Source organism: Sphaerisporangium krabiense (assembly GCF_014200435.1).
Lineage (GTDB): Bacteria > Actinomycetota > Actinomycetes > Streptosporangiales > Streptosporangiaceae > Sphaerisporangium > Sphaerisporangium krabiense.
In genome coordinates, this window is record NZ_JACHBR010000001.1 from 2,284,174 (window position 1) to 2,302,663 (window position 18,490).

Below are 18,490 nucleotides of genomic sequence, written 5' to 3' on the forward strand. Positions count from 1 at the left end.
CACCGGGCCGGGCATTCCGCCCCTCCGAGCCGTCAGGCCCAGGTCATGCCGGCCGGCTGCTTGGTGGTGGCGCTGAGCCGGTTGAAGAGGTTGGTCACGCCGATCATGAGGAGGAGGGCCGAGAGCTGCCGCTCGTCGTAATGGTCCGCGGCGGCGTCCCAGACGTCCTCCGGGACCGCGTCCCCCGACCGATCGGCGATCCGGGTGCCGTGCTCGGCCAGCGCCAGCGCCGCACGCTCGGCGTCGTCGAAGAACGGCGCCTCCCGCCAGGCCGCCAGCGCGTGCAGCCGCTCGTCCGTCTCCCCTGCCTTCTTGGCGCTGTCCACCCCTCCGTACAGGCACACGCCGCACCCGTTGATCTGGCTCACCCGCAGGTGGACCAGCTCCAGCGTCGGCTGGGGCACCCCGCCCCGCCCCACCGCCTTGATGAGGGCCTGGATACCCTGCATGGCGTCGGGCAGGACCATCACCGGGTTGTTCATCCGAGCGTCCACGATCTTCTCCTTCTCATCCGCCGGCGGTGCTCGTCACATCGGCCGGTCGTCGTCCGTCATCGCATTGACGGACGGCACCGGAGGGATGTGACAGATGACCGGGAACGAATTCCTGGCGGAGCGCTTCGAGGAGCGCCGCCCCCAGTTGCGCGCGGTCGCCTACCGCATGCTCGGCTCGCTCAGCGAGGCCGACGACGCCGTCCAGGAGGCGTGGCTGCGGCTCAGCCGGTCCGACTCCGCCGCGATCGAGAACCTCGGCGGCTGGCTGACCACGGTGGTGGGGCGGGTGTGCCTGGACATGCTGCGGTCCAGGACCGCCCGGCGCGAGGAGCCGCTGGAGGAGCCCGGCGGGCAGGTGCGCATCCCCGACCCGATCATCAGCGGGCCCGGCGGCCCCGACCCCGAGCAGCAGGTCCTGCTCGCGGACTCGGTCGGCCTGGCCCTGCTCGTGGTCCTGGAGACCCTGGGACCTGCCGAGCGGCTGGCCTTCGTCCTGCACGACCTGTTCGCGGTGCCCTTCGACGACATCGCCCCCGTCATCGGCCGCACCCCCGCCGCGGCCCGGCAGCTCGCCAGCCGCGCCCGGCGCCGCGTCCAGGCGACGGCCCCCACCCCCGGCGCCGACCCGGCCCGCCACCGTCAGATCGTGGACGCCTTCCTCGCCGCCGCACGCGACGGCGACCTCGACGGGCTGGTGGTCCTGCTGGACCCGGACGTCGTGGTGCGTTCGGACGGCGGCGCCCTGCGCCCGAGCGCCGTCCACCGGGGCGCGACCAAGGTCGCCTCCCAGGCGATCATGTTCACCCGCTTCGCACAGGCGCTGGCGCCCCTCCCCGTTCTCGTCAACGGCGCCCCAGGCGTCATCGCGCTGGCGAACGGCCGGATCGCCGCGATCCTGTCCTTCACGATCGCCCACGACAAGATCACCGCTCTGGACATCCTCACCGACCCCGAGCGGCTCGCCCGCATCGACGCCACCGGCCTGGACGGCTGACGCTCCCGCAGGTCAGGACGGCCGCGGCGTCGGTCGCGGCCCGGCCGCCCTCGTTCCACGCTTCGTTCATCCGGGCCGTTCCCCCGATGCCGGACACCGTCGACGGCTATACATGACATCGAGCGAAGGGCGCGGCAGCGCCGTCCGCTCACGGGCCGCACCGGGAAGCGGGACGGGCCCACGAGCACCACTCGGAGGGCCGGCCCGGTACCGCCCTTCACCTATCTCGCATCTGTTCCATTGCTCTGCGCGACCACGGAAAGCGCCCTGACAAGGACCGGAGGCACCATGCCACGCATCTTCTCCAAGATCGGCATTTCCACCGCCGCGGCGATGCTCGGCGTCGTCGCGGCGACGTCCCCCGCCGCGGCCACCGGCCGCACCGCGACGGACCCCGCCTACTTCGCGTTCACCGACGCGTCCGACCAGTACTTCGTCTTCCAGCTCACCGACCCGGCGAAGATCCAGCACGCGAGAGACCTGATCAACGGCGTGACCACCGACCAGCGGCACGTCATCGGCACGATCATCCCCTCCCCGGCCTCCTACAACCAGGGCTGGAGCTACCACTACGACCCCGCGACGATCAACTTCTTCGACGCCGCCACCGAGGTCTGCGACGCCTCGATCGACTACGTCGAAGAACACCTGGACGAAGCCGGCGGCGCCTTCCTGCCGAACTACACCTGGTGCCCGTGGAGCTCCCAACTCGTGGAGGAAGTCCCCGCCCCGTGACCCGGGAGCGACCACGCCGCCAGAACCCAAGTGATCACGATGTGAGCTGAAGGGACCACACCGTGAGGTTCAGGGGGACGCGAAGGCGTCCCCCTGAAATGACTCCGCCATCCATCCTGAACCGGCGGTGCGCCCGTCCTCCGTCATCCACCGGTGCCGGCGGGCTTGACCGCCAGCAGGTACGCCTGCTGGAACCGCTCGTTCGCGGCGGGCTCCCGAACAAGGCTCGCGTTCATCGCGAAACCGGCCTGCCGCAGCAGTCCGGCCATGTGATCGGGCGACCAGCGATAGGCGAGCGACACCTTGTGGTCGAACGGCTCCACGACGAACCCGGACCGGTCCTCGGCGAAGAAGCCGAGCAGCAGGTGGCCGCCCGGCGCCAGCACCCGATGGAACTCGGCCAGGAACGCCGGGACATGCTCGGGCGGCGCATGGATGATCGAGTAATAGGCGAGGACACCCCCGAGGCTGCCGTCCGGAACGTCCAGCGCGTCCATCGACCCGACCTCGAACCGCAGTTCCGGGTGCGTCCGGCGCGCGATCTCGATCATCACAGGCGACAGGTCGACCCCGAACGCGTCCACCCCCAGCGAGGCCAGATGCGCCGTCAGCCGCCCCGGCCCGCACCCGAGATCACCGACCGCCCCCAGCCCCGCGTCCCGCACCAGCTCGGCGAACACCCCGAACATCGCCCGATCGAACGGCATGACATCGAGCAACGCCCGCGCATACTCGGCATAGACCTCGGCCATGGCGTCGTAGTCCGCCCGAACCCCCTGCAAAAACCCCGGTTCCCCCAAAGACGCTCCACTCATGACCAAGCACCCTACCCACCCCCACCGACACTCCCGCCCCACCGACCACCGGACCGCAGCCCCTCGCGCCGCCCCTGAAATGGTCCTCAACTCCGCGCCTGGAGGCCCTGGGGTTCGCAGTTACATTGATGGCCCACCTATAAGGCGTCTTCAACGCGATCTGGGCCGTGCCGCCGGAACATACATGTGAGGACGCGCACACCGTTTCCGTACATGCTTTCAAGCATGCGTTCCAAGCGCCAACCCTCTTGCTCGATGCGATTGATCGCCTCTGTCGCTCCCCATGAGGTGTGAACCTGCTTGTACTTCCTAGGGACTTCTTCTGGGATGTAGGCGACATAGACCTGATAACCGCGCTCAATGGCAGTACGCGCATCCTGCGAGAGCTGCTCCTGGGCCTCGCCTTCCCCATCCCCACCCAAGCGCGCCATACCAGTCACCTTCGCGTGTATGCCTGCAGAAGCACACGATCAAACGACGATGGCGCGCACATGGTTCCACGTAATGCCATCGCAAGGGGACAAGCCGCGCGGGACTGAGCGCGGGGAGTTCGAGGGGCGGCAGCGTCCGGAGCCGAGGTCCGTAACAGGGCGAGATCAGGCGTCTATGGGGGTTTCGGCGTGGTGGTGGCGGGGGCGGCGGTTGGTGGGGAGGCGGACTTCTTTCAGGAAGGCGGGGAGGAGCCAGGGGCGGCGGCCCCAGGCGGCCAGGTTGCCGGTGAGGACGGCGCGGGTGCGGCTGATGCGGCCGAAGAGCATCAGGTTCAGGGTCGCGGGGTTGAAGGCGACGTGGGCGTCGACGCGGGGGCCTGGGTCCTCGACGGAGACGCGGCCGTCGTGGAGGACCAGGCTCGCGGGCGTGGTGTGGCGGGAGTGGAAGCGGACGGCGATGCGGCCGGCGCGGCGGGACTGGGAGGTGTCCATGAGCCGTCCATAGTCCTCGCGGATCATGCCGATGAGGAAGAGGTCGAAGAACAGGGCCGCCTCGCGCGGGGGGATGGTCCAGGGGGCCCGCAGGCTGCGGGCGATGTCCCAGCCGTGGATGTGCAGCTCGTTGACGAGGTGGGCGAGGACGCCGGCGAGGGGGACGCGGGCCTCGCCGAGCCAGGGGATGAACGAGCCGGGGTCCAGGTGCTCGGTGACGCGCAGGATCTCGTCGATGTGGGCGCGCAGGCAGCGGGCCAGCTCGTACGGGTCGCGCTCGGGGTAGGACCGCAGGGCCAGGTCGTTGACGTCGGCGACGGTGTCGATGTTGGTCTGGGCGATGGGCCCCGCCAGCTCCGGCATGGGGTGCGGGGCGCCGTCGTCGCGCACGATCGCCGTGTAGAGCAGCGCGATGGCGGCGACGTGGGCGCCGGTCTCGGCGACGGTCCAGTCGCGGGTCGCCATCGCCTGCGGCGGGACGGAGGTGAGGAGGTGGGCGAACCGGTCGCCCGCGCGCCTCAGCGTGGTGCGGACGGTTCTCCACTGGAAATCGTTCACGCGGGACACGGCCTGGCCCCCTCCTCGTCGAAGTCACGATCACCGTAACAGCGGCCTGACCTGGGCGGTTCTTCTCACGTGCGCTGTACGGCCGGGGGCGGGCGGCACGGACGTACGCTGATCACACGGCCGGGCGGGCGAGGTTTCTGACAATCCCCTTAACTACTGCCTCTTTACCCTCTCTTATCGGCAGATGTCCGTGTTCCGGGGCCTTACGGGGAAAGCTTCAATTGCCCGGCACCACCGCCGGGTCGGCGGCACCACTGGGGGATCCATGGTAGTGAACGCGGATTTGGCCAAGATTCTCGACAAGGAGTTCGAGGACAAGAGCCTTCCTGAGCTCATCAAGGCGCCTGTTTCGGCCCTGGCCGGAGTCAGCGAAGGCGACGCCAAGCTCCTCAAGGAAGCCTTCAAAATCAACACGGTCGGAGACCTCGGGCGTAACAAATACTTTCGCACCGCCGTGGCGCTCACCGAGCTGGCGGACAGCACCAAGTAGGGCCCAACGATCGTGCCGGGTGACGGCCGGCGGCCACGGAGGGCGGCTGCCGGCCGTTCCATGACCAACGAAAGCCGGGGGACCTGATGTCAGAAGGCAGGACTGTTCCGGAGTTGATGGACGAGAACGACGTGGTCGCGCTGCTCGTCCACCAGCACCAGATGATCAAGGATTTGTTCGGCGAGGTGGAGCGGGCCACCGGCGGGGCGAGGGCCGAGGCCTTCGAACGCCTGGTGCGGCTCCTCTCGGTGCACGAGACCGCCGAGGAGGAGGTCGTCCACCCGTACGCCAGGCGTGCGCTCGCCGACGGGGACGCCGTCGTCGAGGCGCGGCTGCGGGAGGAGAACGAGGCCAAGCGGCTGCTCGCGCTCATGGAGCAGCGCGGCACGGACGACCCGCAGTTCGACTCCCGCCTGCGGGAGCTGCGCGCCGGCGTCATCGCGCACGCCGAGGCCGAGGAGCGGGACGAGTTCCCGCAGCTGGTCAGGGAGACCAGCGAGAACGAGCGCCGGGCGCTCGCGCTCGGGGTCAAGGCGGCCGAGTCGCTCGCCCCGACGCACCCGCACCCGGGAGTCGAGTCGGCGACGAAGAACATCGTGCTCGGCACGCCGACCGCGATCTTCGACCGCCTCCGGGACGTCGTCCGCAGGATGACGGGGAAAAGGGGCGTCCGCTGACGGGTTCGTGCGCGGCCCTTTCGAGGTCGCGCACGAATTCCCCTGTAGCGGGTCATCAGGAATGCCGCACTCTCGCCGGAACGGCACGGGATCTTCTCGCCGGAACGCCGATCGGAGGCGCGGCGAGTCCGCGTTCCAGGACGATTTCCGCGATGGCGGCGAGGAACGCCGGCCCCGCTTTCCCGTATCTCGGCGCTCATGACTTCACGAGTCATTCACCTTCTGTAAATCTCTCGTTCATCTGAACAACGTCACCGAGCGCGACCACGACAGGACAGAAAGCGACGAACGATGAGCTCACCGGCACGTCCGGCGGCGCAGCGTCCCGCGCGTGCCGGTGGGGTCATCATGCGGAAGGCGTACGCGGTCACCAGCCCGTACGTGAAGTGGGGGATCACGTCGGACAGCCACCCCACGGCGCCCCACGAGCGAGGGTCGGTGAGGCCCAGCGCGATCATCGGCGTGTTCGCCCCGGCCGTCACGGCCAGGCCGAGGCCCACGCCCGCGACCGGTTCCGGGACCTCCCGCACACCGGTGCGCAGCAGCCCGTACGCCGCGCCGAGCCCGACCCCCGTCAGGATGCCGAGCAGCGCGCCGACGGCCTCCTCGCGGTTCGGGGCCCGCTCCTCGTCCCCGAAGCCGATCCCGGCCTTCCCCGCGAGCTTCTCCGCGGTCCGCGCGGGCAGCCGGCTGGGCGATCGGCCGCGCGCCGCCTGGTCCAGGTAGGTCACGATGTAGAGGGCGGTGGTGCCCGCGGCGCCCGCCAGGGCCCCGGCCGCCAGGTGCCGCCAGACGGTCGAATCCCCCATGAGCGCCCCTCTCCCGTCGCGGCGGCGTCACGCGCCCGCTCGTTGACTGCCTACCCGGCGGCGGCGACGTTCACGGCAAACGGCACGTCAAGGCGCCGCCGGGGAGAAGCGGACGTCCTGGTCGCTCTTACCCGGGGCGGCGAAGGCGAGCAGGTTCATGCCCTCCTCGGCGAGCGCGTCGCGCGTCGCCGGAGTGAGGGCGGAGAACGGCGTGATCTCCAGGGCCGCGGTGTCGCCGCGTTCGACGATCTTCCAGGTGCCGGCGACGAAACCGTCCACGAGGATCGTCGCCCGGATGATCCCGTTGACGGTGAAGACGGCTTTGCGGTGCTCCTCGGTCATGACGCGCGCGCGGTCGGCGTGGGAGAGCAGGAGGTTGTCGAACTCGCCGACGAACCGCGCCGGAACCTCCGTGTCGGGGTCGGGCAGCGGGCCGTCCGGCACGTCGAACAGCTCGACGCCCGCCTCGTCCCGGTCGGTGCGCAGACCGGGCAGCCCGCGGACGACCTCGCGCAGTCCGGTGAGCCCGGACCACGCCTGCATGTCCCTGATCGAGGCGGGGCCGAAGGCGGCGAGGTAGCGCAGGACCATGGTCTCGATCGCCGAGCCGTCGCCGAGGGGGCGTTCCAGCCAGGACTCGGCGGTGGTGTGCCGCGCCTGCGAGACGGCGCCCCAGATGCCGCGGGGAGGCACCTGGACGAGGGGGAGCTTGGCGCGGAGCAGTTGGGACAGCGCCTGGCCGTCCTCCCACCGCTCCCCGAGAAGGGCGGCGAGTTCGTGGAAGGTGAGCGGGCCGTCCTCGACCAGCTTGCGGCCGAACGCGAGCACCTCCTCCTGGTCGACGCCGGCGACACGCCTGCCGTAGCCCGTCCGGAACAGCCGGTCGAGCAGTGGCTGGACGACCGGGCGCAGCTCCAGGCAGTCGCGGGCGCTGACCAGGTGGATCGTGCTGCGCATGAGCGCGAGGCGGACCGCCGATCTGTCGTTCAGGAGCCTGGCCAGATCGTCCTTCTCGAAGTCCTGGAGCCGTGTCCACAGGCCGACGTACGGCGAGGTGGGCGCCTGGGACTGCATTCCGACCAGGTGCTCGATGGCCTCCAGCGCCGTCTTGCCGTGACGGCGGAGAAGCAGTTGACGTTCCAGTAGGGCGCGGTTGAGCGCGCGGCGGGACAGCATATCCAAATTATGGAGAATGTATGGGTCTGCACCGCTCTGTAACCATGCGCTACAGCGACTCGGCCGCCTTCCCGACGCCCTTCAGCGCGCGGAAGAGGTTCTGCTCGGCGAGGAAGTGCCCGACGGCGATGATCAGCGCCAGCGGCCAGTCGATGAGGTTGAAGGCCACGAGGACGGCGAGCGCCGCGTAGTAGGTGAGCCTCTCCGGCGGGGGGATGCCGATCGTCACCCCGATGAACGGCACCCTCACCTCGTACATGCACCCTCCCGGAAGGCGGTGGCCGAGGCGGTGGACGAGGCCCTCGAAGACGGAGCGGACGCCCGACGGCCGGGCCGGACGGGACGGGGCGGCGCCCATCGGCCGGACCGGGCGGGGCGGGGCGGCGATCGTCTGTGGCGCCATGGCGGGCCTCCAGGAGTCGGGACGGTTAGGGCATCCCCGCCGAGACTCGCCCGGTAACCGCCTTTGACTGGGAGTTTGTCCGCTTCCCAGGGAAAGAACGGCCGCGGTTCACCGCTCCGGCGAGGTGGAGGCGGGGCGCGCCAGCACGGTCGCGCCGCCCGCGGGCCCGGTGAGGACCCGCCAGGCCCCGCAGTGGCACGACTGGTAGCGGACCAGGCCCTCGCTGGTGAAGTGGTGTGATCGCGTCCGCCAGGTGTGGCCGTCATGGTCGGTCATGTTTCGAGTGTGCTGTAATGCCATTGTGCATCTCAACCCTTACGGGGAGGATCCGGTGCAGCTCATCGCCGACCTCGCCAACACCCCTCCCAGCTCGCTGGACGACCTGGTGGACCGCTGCCAGGCCGCCGGGCTGCGACTGGACGGGCCGTCACCCCGCCCGGAGGATCTGGCGACGGCGCGCGCGCTCATCGGCGAGTGGTGCGCGGTGGTCGACGCCGAGGACGACCGCCGGCGCGCGGCCCTGCTGAACGAGCTGCTGGCCTCCGCCGCCGCGCACCCGCGCCTGAGCGACCACGCGGGCACGGGCTGGCACCTGCACTACCGCGACGAGGCGCTGCCGCTCGGCGAGGTGCTGCGGGCGCTGGTCGCGGTGGGCACGGCGCTCCACCTCACCGGACGGGGCATGTCGCGGCTCGGCCGCTGCGCCGCCCCGGAGTGCTCCCGGGTGTACGCGGACGTGTCGCGCGGCGGCCGCCAGCGCTACTGCTCGCCCCGCTGCGCCAACCGCGACGCCGTGCGCCGGCACCGCGCCCGGCGCCCGTGAGCGCTCGCGCGCCCGTCATGACGTACGGTCCATGGCATGTGCCGGAGTATCAAGACCTTGCGCGAGCCCTACACCAGTGACGTCACCGACGATGACGTGCGGGCCGCGGCCCTGCAGTACGTCCGCAAGATCTCGGGGTTCCGCGCCCCCTCGGCCCGCAACGCGGAGGCGTTCGAGCGCGCCGTGGCGGCGGTCACGGCGGCGACCCGGGCCTTGCTGGACGACCTGGAGCTGAGGCGTACGGGACGGGACGCGGCGGCGTCCTGAATGACCGCCCATAAGTTGCCGCTCAATCCGCATATTTCGGCCTATCACGTTATCGCGGAGCTTTAACCGGCGGCCGTGGCGCGGAAACCACAAGACCTATATCGAATCAGTCCCAGTTGGCTGATCCGAGAGTAAGGTTCGATTCATGAGCCCTTCAGAGACCTCCCGGCGCGAATCGCGCTCGGGCAGGCTCGGTGCGGCTTTCGGACGCCCCCGGGCGTCCGGTTCGTTGGTCCTGTGAGGTCGTCGAGTGCTTGGTCACGTAGGCGCGAAATGTTGAGAATCATCCCTGGGTCATCACGTTCACACTCCGCATATGCGGACGGCGCCCCCGGCCCCGCCGCGCCCTATATCGGGCTCCCGCGGCGTCTCTCCGGACGTCGTAACGGGGCCCGTGTCACTCATACCTGTGACCCTCACGTAAGGTCGCCACGCTGTTCGCCGATTCCCGGTCTTGTTACAGTGGCCGCGGAGCACCGGGAAGTCTGGTCGAAAATCGACAGAAATGACCAATCCCGCGGAGGCATCCTGTGACGAGCGACGTCAGCCCCCGGAGCGTCACGGCCGCGGAGTGCCGATGACCCGGGAGAACCGCAGAACGCAGACGCTCATGGCCGCCCTGCCCTTCGCGTCCCTGGGCATCGTCGCCGCGGTCGACGTCCTGACCGGGCCCGACCTCGGCTACCTCTCGCTGCTCGCCGTCGGCCCGGCGTTCGCGAGCCTCGTGGGCGGCGTGCGGCGCACCGTGCTGATCGGCGTCATCGCCCTGGTCACCTCGCTGCTGCTCGCCGTCTACAACGACCTGCTCGGCGACCGGCAGAGCACCATGAGCCTGGTCTCCATCACCGGCGTGACCGCCGCGAGCATCCTGGCCACGGTCGGGCGCCAGCGGCGCGAACGCGAGCTCGCCACCGTGCGCTCGGTCGCCGAGGTCGCCCAGCGGGTGCTGCTCAGGCCCGTCCCGCGCCGGGCAGGCCACTTACGCGCGGCGGTGTCGTACACCTCGGCCAACGCCGAGGCCCGCATCGGCGGCGACCTGTACGAGGTCGTGACCGGCCCCGGCGGGGTGCGCGCCATCGTCGGCGACGTCCAGGGCAAGGGCCTGGAGGCGGTCGAGACCGCCGCGCTCGTGCTCGGCGCGTTCCGCGAGGCCGCGCACGACGAGCCCGACCTGCGCGGCGTCAGCGGGCGGCTGGAGAAGGCGCTCAACCGGCGCCTGTCCGGCGAGGAGTTCGTCACCGCGATCCTCGTGGACGCCGACCCGGCCGGGAAGCTGACCCTGCTCAACTACGGGCACCCGCCGCCGTTGATCATCCACGCGGACGGGGAGATCACGCTGGCCGAGCCCGCGGACAGCGCGCCGCCGCTGGGCCTCGCCGTCCTGGAGGTCGAGGGGCCGAACCCGCACCAGGTCGCGTTCGGTCCGGGAGACCAGGTCCTGCTCTACACCGACGGGGTGATCGAGGCACGCGACCGCGCGGGCCGGTTCTATCCCCTGGCCGAGCGGGCGTTCCTGCTGAAGGACGACGACCCCGAGGCCGCGCTCGAAGCGCTCAGGCTCGACCTGGTCCACCACGTCGACGCGCCCCTGCACGACGACGCGGCGATGCTGCTGTTGCGCTTCCGCGACGGGTGACGCCCCGGCCGCGCCTCAGCCGCCGGGACCGTCGCGCAGGGCCTGGCCCGGCTGGTCGGGCCGCGGGCCGGTCCCCGCGGGGGCGCGCAGGGCGGCCTGCTGCAGCGCCCGGCCGAGGTCGGCGGTGGTGACGATGCCGACGACGCGCCCTCCCTCGACGACCACGGCCACCAGCTCCCCCGCGACCCGCGACGCCGACGGCTCCAGGATGCGCGTGGCGTCGTCGTCGGGAGAGAGCAGGTGGCCGGCGCTCAGGGGACGGGCCAGCGCGGAGACGCGCGTGTCGCGGCGCCGCCCGGCCGGGACCGCCGTCAGGGCCTGGAGCGGCAGCGCCCCGGTGACCGCGCCGCCGAAATCGACGACGGGGAAGACGCTCTGGCGGGAGCGCAGCGCGGTGGAGTCCACGAAGCTCTCCACGTCCTGCCAGGCGGGGGCGACGTCCGGCGCGGGGGTCATCACGTCGCGGATCCGCCAGCCGCCGAGGCCCTCGTGCGCGGCCCTGATCATGCCCTCGCCACGGGCGGCGGTGATCAGGAACCAGCCGATCAGCATCATCCAGAGCCCGCCGGTCCAGCCCATGAGGATGAGCTCCAGCGCCCCGAGCCCGATGAGGCCGGCGCCGAGGCCCTGCCCGGCCCGTGAGGCGGCCAGGTCGGCGCGGGCACGGTCGCGGCCGCGGTGCCACAGGAAGGCGTGCAGCACCCGCCCGCCGTCCAAGGGCGCGCCCGGCAGCATGTTGAAGACCGCGAGCACGGCGTTCATGAGCGCCAGCCAGCGCACCGCCGCCACGATCAGCGGAGGGCCGCTCACCGGCAGGACGCAGAGGTAGAACACGACGGCGAGGATCAGGCTGACGAGCGGCCCGGCGACGGCGATCCTGAACTCGTCCTTCGGCGTCTTGGACTCCCCGGCGAACTCGGTGACCCCGCCGAGCAGCCACAGGGTGATCGAGGTGACCGGCACGCCCCTGCGCCGGGCGACGAGGGCGTGGGCCAGCTCGTGCGCGAGCAGCGAGACCAGGAACAGGACGGCGGTGGCCGCGGCCACCGCCCAGTAGTGGACGGCCGGCCGGCCGGGGCTCGCCTGGGGCAGCACCGTGCTCGCCAGCACTCCGCCGATCAGGATCATGATCAGCAGCGTGGACCAGTGCGCCCCCACGGGGATGCCCGCGACGCGGCCGAGGCGCACGCTCTGCTTCATGTGCCCCGCTCCTCCCATCGGGCGGCCTCCTCCGAGCCCGGCCCGCCGGGGCGGACGTGGACGACCGCGACGGGGCAGCGCGCGTGGTGCAGCACGCCGTGGCTGACCGACCCGAGCACGGCCGCCCGGAGGGCGCCCCGGCCCCGCGACCCGACGACGACCAGGTCGGCGGTGGCCGACGCCTCCGACAGCGCCTCGACCGGGTGCGCCCAGGGCATCGACTCCGTCACGCGGAGCTGCGGGTACTTGTCCCGCCACGGCAGCAACTGTTCCTTGGCGGCCTTGCGGCCGAGGTCGTACAGCCGCTCCATGTGCGGGGTGTGGCTGGCCGGCATGGGCAGCCACGCGGACTGCTCCCAGGCGTAGATCGCGCGCAGGCGGCAGCCCCGGCGCGCGGCCTCCTCGAAGGCGTACCGCAGCGCGGGCTCGGACTCCGGCGACCCGTCGTGCCCGACGACGATCTCGCCGTGCTCGCGGGACTCCTCGTCGTACCTGACCACGATCACCGGGCAGCCGGCGTGCCCGGCGACGCCGATCGACACCGAGCCGAGCACCATCCCGAGGAACCCGCCGTGCCCCCGGGTGCCGACGACGAGGGCCTCGGCGTCGTGGGACTGGCGCAGCAGCTCGGTGCGCACGTCGCCCACCCGCGACACGGTCTCGATCTCCAGGTCCGGCGCCTGGTCGCGCGCCTCGTCGGCGGCCTGGGCGAGCACGGCCCGGGAGGCCTCCTCCAGCGAGTCCTGGAAGCCGGGGGGCGTGGCGAGCGGCTGGACGTACATCCACGGCTCGCTGACGTGGACGACGCGCAGCCCGGCGCCGCGCCGCCGCGCGTCCTCGGCGGCGTAGCGGGCGGCGGTCACCGAGGAGGGCGAGCCGTCGACCCCTACGACAACGTGTCCGCTCATGGGTGTCTCCTCCCGCGCGGGCCTACGGCCCCGTGAACCCCGCCGTCCGGCCGTGCCGGGGCGGGGCGGTCACGGCTGCCTGGGACGCCGCCAGCGGTCGTGGACGGCCGTCCACTCCTTCTCCCACTCGACGTAGCGGCGGCGGTCCAGCATCCACCGCAGGAGGGCGAGGTTCAGGAAGAGCAACCCTCCGATCCCGGCGACGACGCCGAAGCCCGCCACGACGGCGTCGGCGACCGTCTGGGCGTGCGTGCGGGGGGCGGTGGTGGGAGTGCCGTGCGCGTCGACCCACATCTCCAGCGACGACCCCGCCTTGGCGTGCGCGGGCACCGCCACCACGCCCTGGTGGACGCTGCCGTCGGGCATGTACCAGCGGGCCTTGGCCTTGACCCCGATCACGGCTCCCTGGGACGGGACAGGGTTGGTGGCGGTGCCGTTCTCCAGCAGCACGGCGGTGACCTGCTGGCGCACCTCCGGGTCCACACGCTCGGCCGTCAACCCCCGCTGGTACACCATGCGACCGGCCAGCAGGGCGGGCCACACGCTGGCGACCAGGACCAGCAGGGTGAGCAGGACGGCGACGGCCTCGATACGGTCAGAGCGCCGGCGCAGCGGATTGTGGTCGAACCGATAACGGCGAACACACCTCGCCGTCCACCTGGCCAAGGATCGCATAGTGCACCTCCCTGTCAGGGAATCTCCATCCAGCGTCGGGTATGGACGAGCGACCCGACAGGGTCTTACGACGCCTCGCGGCGGGACGTTCGGCCCTGCCCGCCACCTGCGTGTTCTCACGCATGGTGACCACCTAACCCCTAACGTACGACGCCGCGGGCACCGGGGGTGTACCGGCCCGCCGACGGCGCGCTCCGTGCGGCCACGGGCACGCCGGCGGTGACGATCCGGTCGTGAACTGCCCACGACGCGGGCCGGGAAGCGTCAAGGAATTCAAAACTCACCTCACGGATCGTTCTCCGCCGGGTTGCGCGGGTTCCGCTACGCGGGACGCGTGTAGCGATGTTTGACGCCGGGCGGGAAGTACTCCGGGTCGCCGGTCTCGCGCAGCTCGACCGCGGGGGTCTGGTGCTCCGGGGGCACGTAGTGGGCGAACTCGCTGTTGAGGCGGAGCAGCTCGGTCCGGATGGAGGCGGCGATCACCGGGACGAGCGCCGGGTCGGGCCGGACGCCGGGGGCCAGCTCGACCACGACCGACAGGCGGCGGTCGCGATCGGCGTCCTCCTCGGCGCGCAGCACGAACTTGCCGGTGACCTTCTCGCCGATGTCGGCCCGCTCCAGGCCCACGGTGACGTTCTCGGGGTAGACGTTGGCCCCGAAGAACGAGACGGTGAACATCGAGCGCCCGAAGACGTACACGAAGGGCAGCTCGGGGACGGCCTCGCCGGGCCCGTGCCCCGCGGCGGGGTCGAAGCCGTGCGCGCGGCAGAACTCCAGCATCGCGTCGAAGGGCACGACGCCGCCCTCGTCGGCGATGTGGTAGCGGATCAGCGGCACCCCGTTGTCGCCGGTGAAGAGCAGCGTGCCGTCCCGGGTCTCGAAGTAGCGGCTCTCCGGGTCGTACTGCACGAGGGTGGGCAGGCGGGAGTCGCCGAACAGCTCGCGCGCGGCGTCGGGACGCCCGGCGAGGAACCGGCGGGCCCGGACGCTGAGCGGGGTCTCGGTGCCGAGCACGCCGGCGTCTGCGGTGCCGTAGAGGGACGCCGAGTCGTGGCAGGGGTCGGTCATGCCCGCCCGGCGCCCGACCAGGTCGCGCCACTGCTCGCTGAACACCTCTCCGGCGAGCACCATCTTGACGTGGCGGGCGGGCCAGTCGACGCCCTGGGCGAGCCCCGCGTCCACGACGTTCTTGACGAACGGGGGATAGCCGAGCAGGACCACCTGGTCGAAGTGCGGCCCGAGCTCGCCGACGACCCGCAGGATCTCGCCGATGTCGTTGCCGGGGGTGGCCACGGTGATCGGGTAGCCCTTGGCGGCGAGGTGGCGGCAGCAGGCCGCGGTGTACATGCCGCCCACCCAGGTGCCGAGCGCGAAGCAGATGACGGCGAGGGTGGTGCGCTCGCCGGCGTGGAAGGCGTCGCGGAAGACCTGCTCGAAGCGGGCGGCGACGAGGCGCTCGTCGAGCACGGACCGCGGCCAGACGGTCGGCGCGCCCGAGGAGCCTGAGGAGACCGCGACCATGTCGCAGGCGTCGAGCCTGCCGTGCCGGCAGAGCCGGGGCAGAGGATGGCGGCGGTGGTAGGAGTCCTTGTCGAGCAGGGGGACGCGCGCGAAGTCCTCCACCGTACGGATCGCGGCGGGGTCCACCCCCTTCTCGCGCAGGAAGTCCGCGTACGCGGGGACGGTCGCGGCCACGTCGTGGAACAGGGCGAGCGCGGCCTCGGCGCCGCGGCGGGATGTGACGGGCGGAGGGGTCTGGTAGAACTCCCGCAGCCCGGCCAGCACGCGGGCGGGACGATCTTCGTCGATCACGGCAGGCTCCAGTCGTCGGGGACCGGGTCAAGCTTGGCAGGTTCCGCCGGTCAGGCGGCGAATCCGGGGCTCCGGACCTGTGACTCCCGTGACACAGGAGAGTCATGAAATGGTTGCGAATCTTGGGGAAATTTGTGAAGTTTCCGGACAGATCGTTGTCGAAGCTGCTAAGAAGATGCGCGGCCGAAATGTAGAAACAGAGAGGTTCGGTATGGACCGCGACGGCACCCCGCGCCCGCAGGAAGAGGAGCCTCTGAAGCAGACAGGTCCGTTGGGCGTGGCGTGGACCGGCGAGCCGGAGCCCCGGGCCGGAGACGTACTGTCCGACGGCTGGAGCCCTGATCAGGAGTCCGCCCCCGTCCCCGGGGACGACACGCCGGAACACCCGCGCCCCGAGCACGAGCGCGCGGACCACGCCGAGCTCGGCGTCGCCGCTCCTTACGGGCCCGGCGACCGGGCGCTGGACGGCGACCACGACCTTCGCGAGGGCGGTTTCGACGGAGCCGACGATTATGAGCGTCCGGAAGGCTACGCGAGCCCCGACGACGGCTGGGACGCCGACCGCACCCAGCACGACCCCGACGACGAGCCGCGCACCGGCTTCCTCGGGTCCGGCTGGACCGGCGAGGACGACGCGGAAGAGGAGAAGAAGGGCCAGAACCGGCGGCTGATCCTCGCCATGGTCGCGATCGTGGTCCTCGCGGTCTCCGGCGGCTGGATCGTCTCGTCCTCGGTCGGCTCCCGTCCCGAGGCGGCGTGCTCGTCGCCGTCCGACTGCGCCCCCGCGGGCCAGCCGCTGCCGACCCTGAGCGACGGCACCACGCCCGCCCCCTCCTCCACGGACCCCACGACCGAGCCGCCGGCCGAGGAGCCGAGCGCCACCCCGTCGCCGACCTCGCCCACGCCCGGCGCGACGGCGCCGGCGGCGCGCACCACCACCGACGCGCCGACGCGGGACGAGCGTGACCCGACGACCCGGCCCGAGCCGACCCACACGCGCGACCGCGCCCCCGATCCCCGCCCGAAGGGCACCGAGGACCCGCAGGTCCCCCGGCCCGAGACTTCGGAGGACCCCGAGCCCACCGAGAAGCCGTCCCCCACGCCCCCGCCCACCACCGAGGCGCCCGAGCCCGCCCCGACCCCGACCAAGAAGGAGCGCGGCGGCGGCCTGCTCGACTGGCTGTTCTAACGCCGCAGCGCCCTGCGGACGCCCCAGACGGCCAGGCCGGCGGCGAGCACCGCGCCGCCCGACACCACCGAGGCGGCCGGAAGGCTGAAAGCCAGCGCCAGGCAGCCCGCGATGCCCGCCACGGGGACGACCCGCGGCGGGCGGTGCTCGGCCGGGGTCAGCCTGAGGGCCGAGGCGTTGGCGATGGCGTAGTACACGAGCACGCCGAAGGACGAGAAGCCGATCGCGCCCCGCACGTCGGCGACCGCGGCGATCACGGCCACCACCAGGCCGGTCGCGGTCTGGGCGTGGTGCGGCACGCCGGTGCGCGGGTGGACGGCGTCGAGCGCGCGGGGCAGGTGGCCGTCCCTGGCCATCGCGAGCACCGTGCGCGACACGCCGAGCAGCAGCGCCAGCAGCGACCCGAGCGCCGCCGTCGCCGCGCCCACCGTGACCAGCGGGACCAGCGGCCCGGCTCCGGCGGCGCGCACCGCGTCGGCGACGGGCGCCGTGGCGCGCGCCAGCCGGTCGGGGCCGAGCGCGGCGAGCAGCGCGACGGCCACGGCGGCGTAGACGAGCAGCGTGATCCCGAGGGCGATCGGGACGGCCCGCGGGATGGTCCTGGCGGGGTCGCGCACCTCCTCGCCGAGGGTGGTGATCCTGGCGTACCCGGCGAAGGCGAAGAACAGCAGCGCGGCCGCCTGGAGGACGCCGCCCGCCGTCGTCGCGAGCGGCTCCTGCCCCGCCAGGCCGGCCCGGCCGCCGGCGAGGCAGGCCGCGACCGCCACGGCCAGCGTGAGGAGCACGACGGCGACGATCAGGCGGGTCGCCCAGGCGGCCTTGCGCACGCCCGCGTCGTTCAGCGCGGTCAGCGCCACGACGGCGGCCACCGCCACCGGGTGCTCGTGCCCCGGCCAGAGGTAGGCGCCGACGACGAGCGCCATCGCGGCGCAGCTCGCGGTCTTGCCCGCGACGAACGCCCACCCGGCGAGGTAGCCCCACACCTCGCCCAGCCGCTCGCGGCCGTACACGTAGGTGCCACCCGAGAGCGGGTGGCGCGCCGCCAGGCGGGCCGAGGAGGTGGCGTTGCAGTACGCGACCAGGGCGGCCAGGCCGAGCGCGGGTAACAGCGCGTCGCCCGCGGCGGCCGCGGCCGGGGCGAAGGCGGCGAACACCCCCGCGCCGATCATCGCCCCGAGGCCGATCACCACGGCGTCGCCGACGCCGAGCCGCCGGGCGAGCCCCGCGGGAGGCGTCGGGGGGCCGCCCCCGGTCATGAGGGATCCTTGCGACGGCGGCGCCGCAGCAGATGGCGGGCGATCAGCGCCACGACCAGGAGCGCGACGGCGATCACGATGTAGGTCTCGTACCGGGTGAACTCCTGGTAGAGCTCGGTGATGTGGTAGCCCGCCAGGTAGCCGGCGGCGGTCCACATCGAGACCCACAGCACCGCGCCGATGACGTTGTAGAGCAGGAAGCGGCGCCACGGCATGGACGTCGCGCCGGCCACCAGGCCGTTGGCCTGGCGCAGCCCGTCGATGAAGCGGGCGACGACGATGATCGGCGCGCCCCTGCGCCGGAAGAACGCCTCGACCCTGTCGAACCGCTCGGGGGGCAGGAAGACGTACTTGCCGAAGCGGTGCACCAGCGCGCGCCCGCCGGTGCGCCCGATCAGGTACCCGAGATTGTCCCCGAGGACCGCGGCGGCGAACGCGACGGCGGCCACGACCACGACGTCGAGGCGCCCGGCCCCGGCGTAGACGGAGGCGGCGATCAGCACGGTCTCGCCCGGGACGGGGATGCCGAAGTCCTCGACGAAGATCAGCGCGCCGACGGCCAGGTAACCGTAGCGATCCAGCAGCGGGGCCAGGTCGGCCAGCGGGCCCGGCAGCGGTGACGGCGCCATGCCGTCACTCTA

The 18,490-nt window shown here is 72.1% G+C and carries 22 protein-coding genes; 8 read left to right on the forward strand and 14 right to left on the reverse strand.

From position 1 onward, the window contains the following. Nucleotides 1-32 precede the first annotated feature (32 nt). Nucleotides 33-494, reverse strand: a complete 462-nt coding sequence (locus BJ981_RS09865) for a carboxymuconolactone decarboxylase family protein (RefSeq protein ID WP_184610141.1) — start codon at nucleotides 492-494, stop codon at nucleotides 33-35. A gap of 94 nt (nucleotides 495-588) precedes the next feature. Here BJ981_RS09865 and BJ981_RS09870 point away from each other — a divergent pair, with 94 nt between their 5' ends. Next, the gene (locus BJ981_RS09870) at nucleotides 589-1,488 is read left to right on the forward strand and encodes a sigma-70 family RNA polymerase sigma factor (RefSeq protein WP_184610143.1); all 900 of its coding nucleotides are present in this window, start codon (nucleotides 589-591) and stop codon (nucleotides 1,486-1,488) included. A 288-nt stretch (nucleotides 1,489-1,776) separates the two neighbouring features. Next, nucleotides 1,777-2,223, forward strand: a complete 447-nt coding sequence (locus BJ981_RS09875) for a BP74-related protein (RefSeq protein WP_184610145.1) — start codon at nucleotides 1,777-1,779, stop codon at nucleotides 2,221-2,223. A 143-nt stretch (nucleotides 2,224-2,366) separates the two neighbouring features. On the opposite strand, the gene BJ981_RS09880 is transcribed toward BJ981_RS09875, so the two are convergent. The 3 genes from BJ981_RS09880 to BJ981_RS09890 form a co-directional block, all read right to left on the reverse strand. Next, nucleotides 2,367-2,975 (reverse strand): class I SAM-dependent methyltransferase, encoded by a 609-nt coding sequence (locus tag BJ981_RS09880; protein ID WP_239139669.1) that lies wholly within the window; start codon nucleotides 2,973-2,975, stop codon nucleotides 2,367-2,369. A 200-nt stretch (nucleotides 2,976-3,175) separates the two neighbouring features. Continuing rightward, the gene (locus tag BJ981_RS09885; protein ID WP_184610150.1) at nucleotides 3,176-3,469 is read right to left on the reverse strand and encodes a hypothetical protein; all 294 of its coding nucleotides are present in this window, start codon (nucleotides 3,467-3,469) and stop codon (nucleotides 3,176-3,178) included. A gap of 165 nt (nucleotides 3,470-3,634) precedes the next feature. Further along, nucleotides 3,635-4,528, reverse strand: coding sequence for a maleylpyruvate isomerase N-terminal domain-containing protein (locus BJ981_RS09890; RefSeq protein WP_239139668.1), 894 nt, complete (start codon nucleotides 4,526-4,528; stop codon nucleotides 3,635-3,637). 184 nt (nucleotides 4,529-4,712) lie between these two features. Here BJ981_RS09890 and BJ981_RS09895 point away from each other — a divergent pair, with 184 nt between their 5' ends. Both BJ981_RS09895 and BJ981_RS09900 read left to right on the forward strand, forming a co-directional pair. Further along, nucleotides 4,713-5,018 carry a hypothetical protein gene (locus BJ981_RS09895; RefSeq protein WP_239139667.1) on the forward strand — a complete coding sequence of 102 codons (306 nt, stop codon included), beginning with the start codon at nucleotides 4,713-4,715 and terminating at the stop codon, nucleotides 5,016-5,018. A gap of 116 nt (nucleotides 5,019-5,134) precedes the next feature. Beyond that, a complete protein-coding gene (locus BJ981_RS09900) occupies nucleotides 5,135-5,695 on the forward strand; it encodes a hemerythrin domain-containing protein (RefSeq protein WP_204070648.1) in 561 nt (186 codons plus the stop codon). A 251-nt stretch (nucleotides 5,696-5,946) separates the two neighbouring features. Here BJ981_RS09900 and BJ981_RS09905 read toward each other — a convergent pair whose 3' ends face one another. From BJ981_RS09905 to BJ981_RS09920, 4 genes are all read right to left on the reverse strand, one after another. Next, nucleotides 5,947-6,504 carry a hypothetical protein gene (locus BJ981_RS09905; RefSeq protein ID WP_184610154.1) on the reverse strand — a complete coding sequence of 186 codons (558 nt, stop codon included), beginning with the start codon at nucleotides 6,502-6,504 and terminating at the stop codon, nucleotides 5,947-5,949. Nucleotides 6,505-6,591: 87 nt separating this feature from the next. Continuing rightward, the gene (locus tag BJ981_RS09910; RefSeq protein ID WP_184610156.1) at nucleotides 6,592-7,680 is read right to left on the reverse strand and encodes a winged helix DNA-binding domain-containing protein; all 1,089 of its coding nucleotides are present in this window, start codon (nucleotides 7,678-7,680) and stop codon (nucleotides 6,592-6,594) included. 49 nt (nucleotides 7,681-7,729) lie between these two features. Beyond that, the gene (locus tag BJ981_RS09915; protein WP_184610157.1) at nucleotides 7,730-8,083 is read right to left on the reverse strand and encodes a hypothetical protein; all 354 of its coding nucleotides are present in this window, start codon (nucleotides 8,081-8,083) and stop codon (nucleotides 7,730-7,732) included. A gap of 108 nt (nucleotides 8,084-8,191) precedes the next feature. Then, nucleotides 8,192-8,359 carry a hypothetical protein gene (locus BJ981_RS09920; protein WP_184610159.1) on the reverse strand — a complete coding sequence of 56 codons (168 nt, stop codon included), beginning with the start codon at nucleotides 8,357-8,359 and terminating at the stop codon, nucleotides 8,192-8,194. A gap of 25 nt (nucleotides 8,360-8,384) precedes the next feature. Between BJ981_RS09920 and BJ981_RS09925 the strand changes: the two genes are divergently transcribed. The 3 genes from BJ981_RS09925 to BJ981_RS09935 all read left to right on the forward strand — a co-directional run bounded on the left by BJ981_RS09925 (nucleotide 8,385) and on the right by BJ981_RS09935 (nucleotide 10,809). Beyond that, nucleotides 8,385-8,906 carry a CGNR zinc finger domain-containing protein gene (locus BJ981_RS09925; RefSeq protein WP_184610161.1) on the forward strand — a complete coding sequence of 174 codons (522 nt, stop codon included), beginning with the start codon at nucleotides 8,385-8,387 and terminating at the stop codon, nucleotides 8,904-8,906. Between the two features lie 36 nt (nucleotides 8,907-8,942). Beyond that, entirely contained in the window at nucleotides 8,943-9,173 is a 231-nt protein-coding gene (locus BJ981_RS09930) for a DUF2277 domain-containing protein (RefSeq protein ID WP_184610162.1), read from the forward strand. 577 nt (nucleotides 9,174-9,750) lie between these two features. Continuing rightward, nucleotides 9,751-10,809 (forward strand): PP2C family protein-serine/threonine phosphatase, encoded by a 1,059-nt coding sequence (locus tag BJ981_RS09935; protein ID WP_184610164.1) that lies wholly within the window; start codon nucleotides 9,751-9,753, stop codon nucleotides 10,807-10,809. Between the two features lie 15 nt (nucleotides 10,810-10,824). Here the strand turns inward: BJ981_RS09935 and BJ981_RS09940 are convergent, their stop codons facing one another. The 4 genes from BJ981_RS09940 to BJ981_RS09955 form a co-directional block, all read right to left on the reverse strand. After that, a complete protein-coding gene (locus BJ981_RS09940; protein WP_184610165.1) occupies nucleotides 10,825-12,009 on the reverse strand; it encodes a site-2 protease family protein in 1,185 nt (394 codons plus the stop codon). Further along, a complete protein-coding gene (locus tag BJ981_RS09945; protein ID WP_184610167.1) occupies nucleotides 12,006-12,917 on the reverse strand; it encodes a universal stress protein in 912 nt (303 codons plus the stop codon). Before BJ981_RS09945 ends, BJ981_RS09940 begins: the two co-directional genes overlap by 4 nt. A 69-nt stretch (nucleotides 12,918-12,986) precedes the next feature. Beyond that, nucleotides 12,987-13,592: an Rv1733c family protein gene (locus BJ981_RS09950; RefSeq protein ID WP_184610169.1), complete on the reverse strand. Its 606-nt coding sequence runs from the start codon at nucleotides 13,590-13,592 to the stop codon at nucleotides 12,987-12,989. Nucleotides 13,593-13,913: 321 nt separating this feature from the next. Continuing rightward, on the reverse strand, nucleotides 13,914-15,404 hold the full coding sequence (locus BJ981_RS09955) for a phenylacetate--CoA ligase family protein (protein WP_239139666.1): 1,491 nt from the start codon (nucleotides 15,402-15,404) through the stop codon (nucleotides 13,914-13,916). Between the two features lie 211 nt (nucleotides 15,405-15,615). On the opposite strand from BJ981_RS09955, the gene BJ981_RS09960 reads away from it, so the two are divergent. Next, nucleotides 15,616-16,593, forward strand: a complete 978-nt coding sequence (locus BJ981_RS09960) for a hypothetical protein (protein WP_184610170.1) — start codon at nucleotides 15,616-15,618, stop codon at nucleotides 16,591-16,593. Here the strand turns inward: BJ981_RS09960 and BJ981_RS09965 are convergent. Then, complete coding sequence (locus BJ981_RS09965) at nucleotides 16,590-17,849, reverse strand: APC family permease (protein ID WP_184610172.1); 1,260 nt, start codon at nucleotides 17,847-17,849, stop codon at nucleotides 16,590-16,592. The genes BJ981_RS09960 and BJ981_RS09965 overlap by 4 nt on opposite strands. Then, nucleotides 17,846-18,478 (reverse strand): DedA family protein, encoded by a 633-nt coding sequence (locus BJ981_RS09970; RefSeq protein WP_184610174.1) that lies wholly within the window; start codon nucleotides 18,476-18,478, stop codon nucleotides 17,846-17,848. Before BJ981_RS09970 ends, BJ981_RS09965 begins: the two co-directional genes overlap by 4 nt. Between the last annotated feature and the right edge of the window lie 12 nt (nucleotides 18,479-18,490).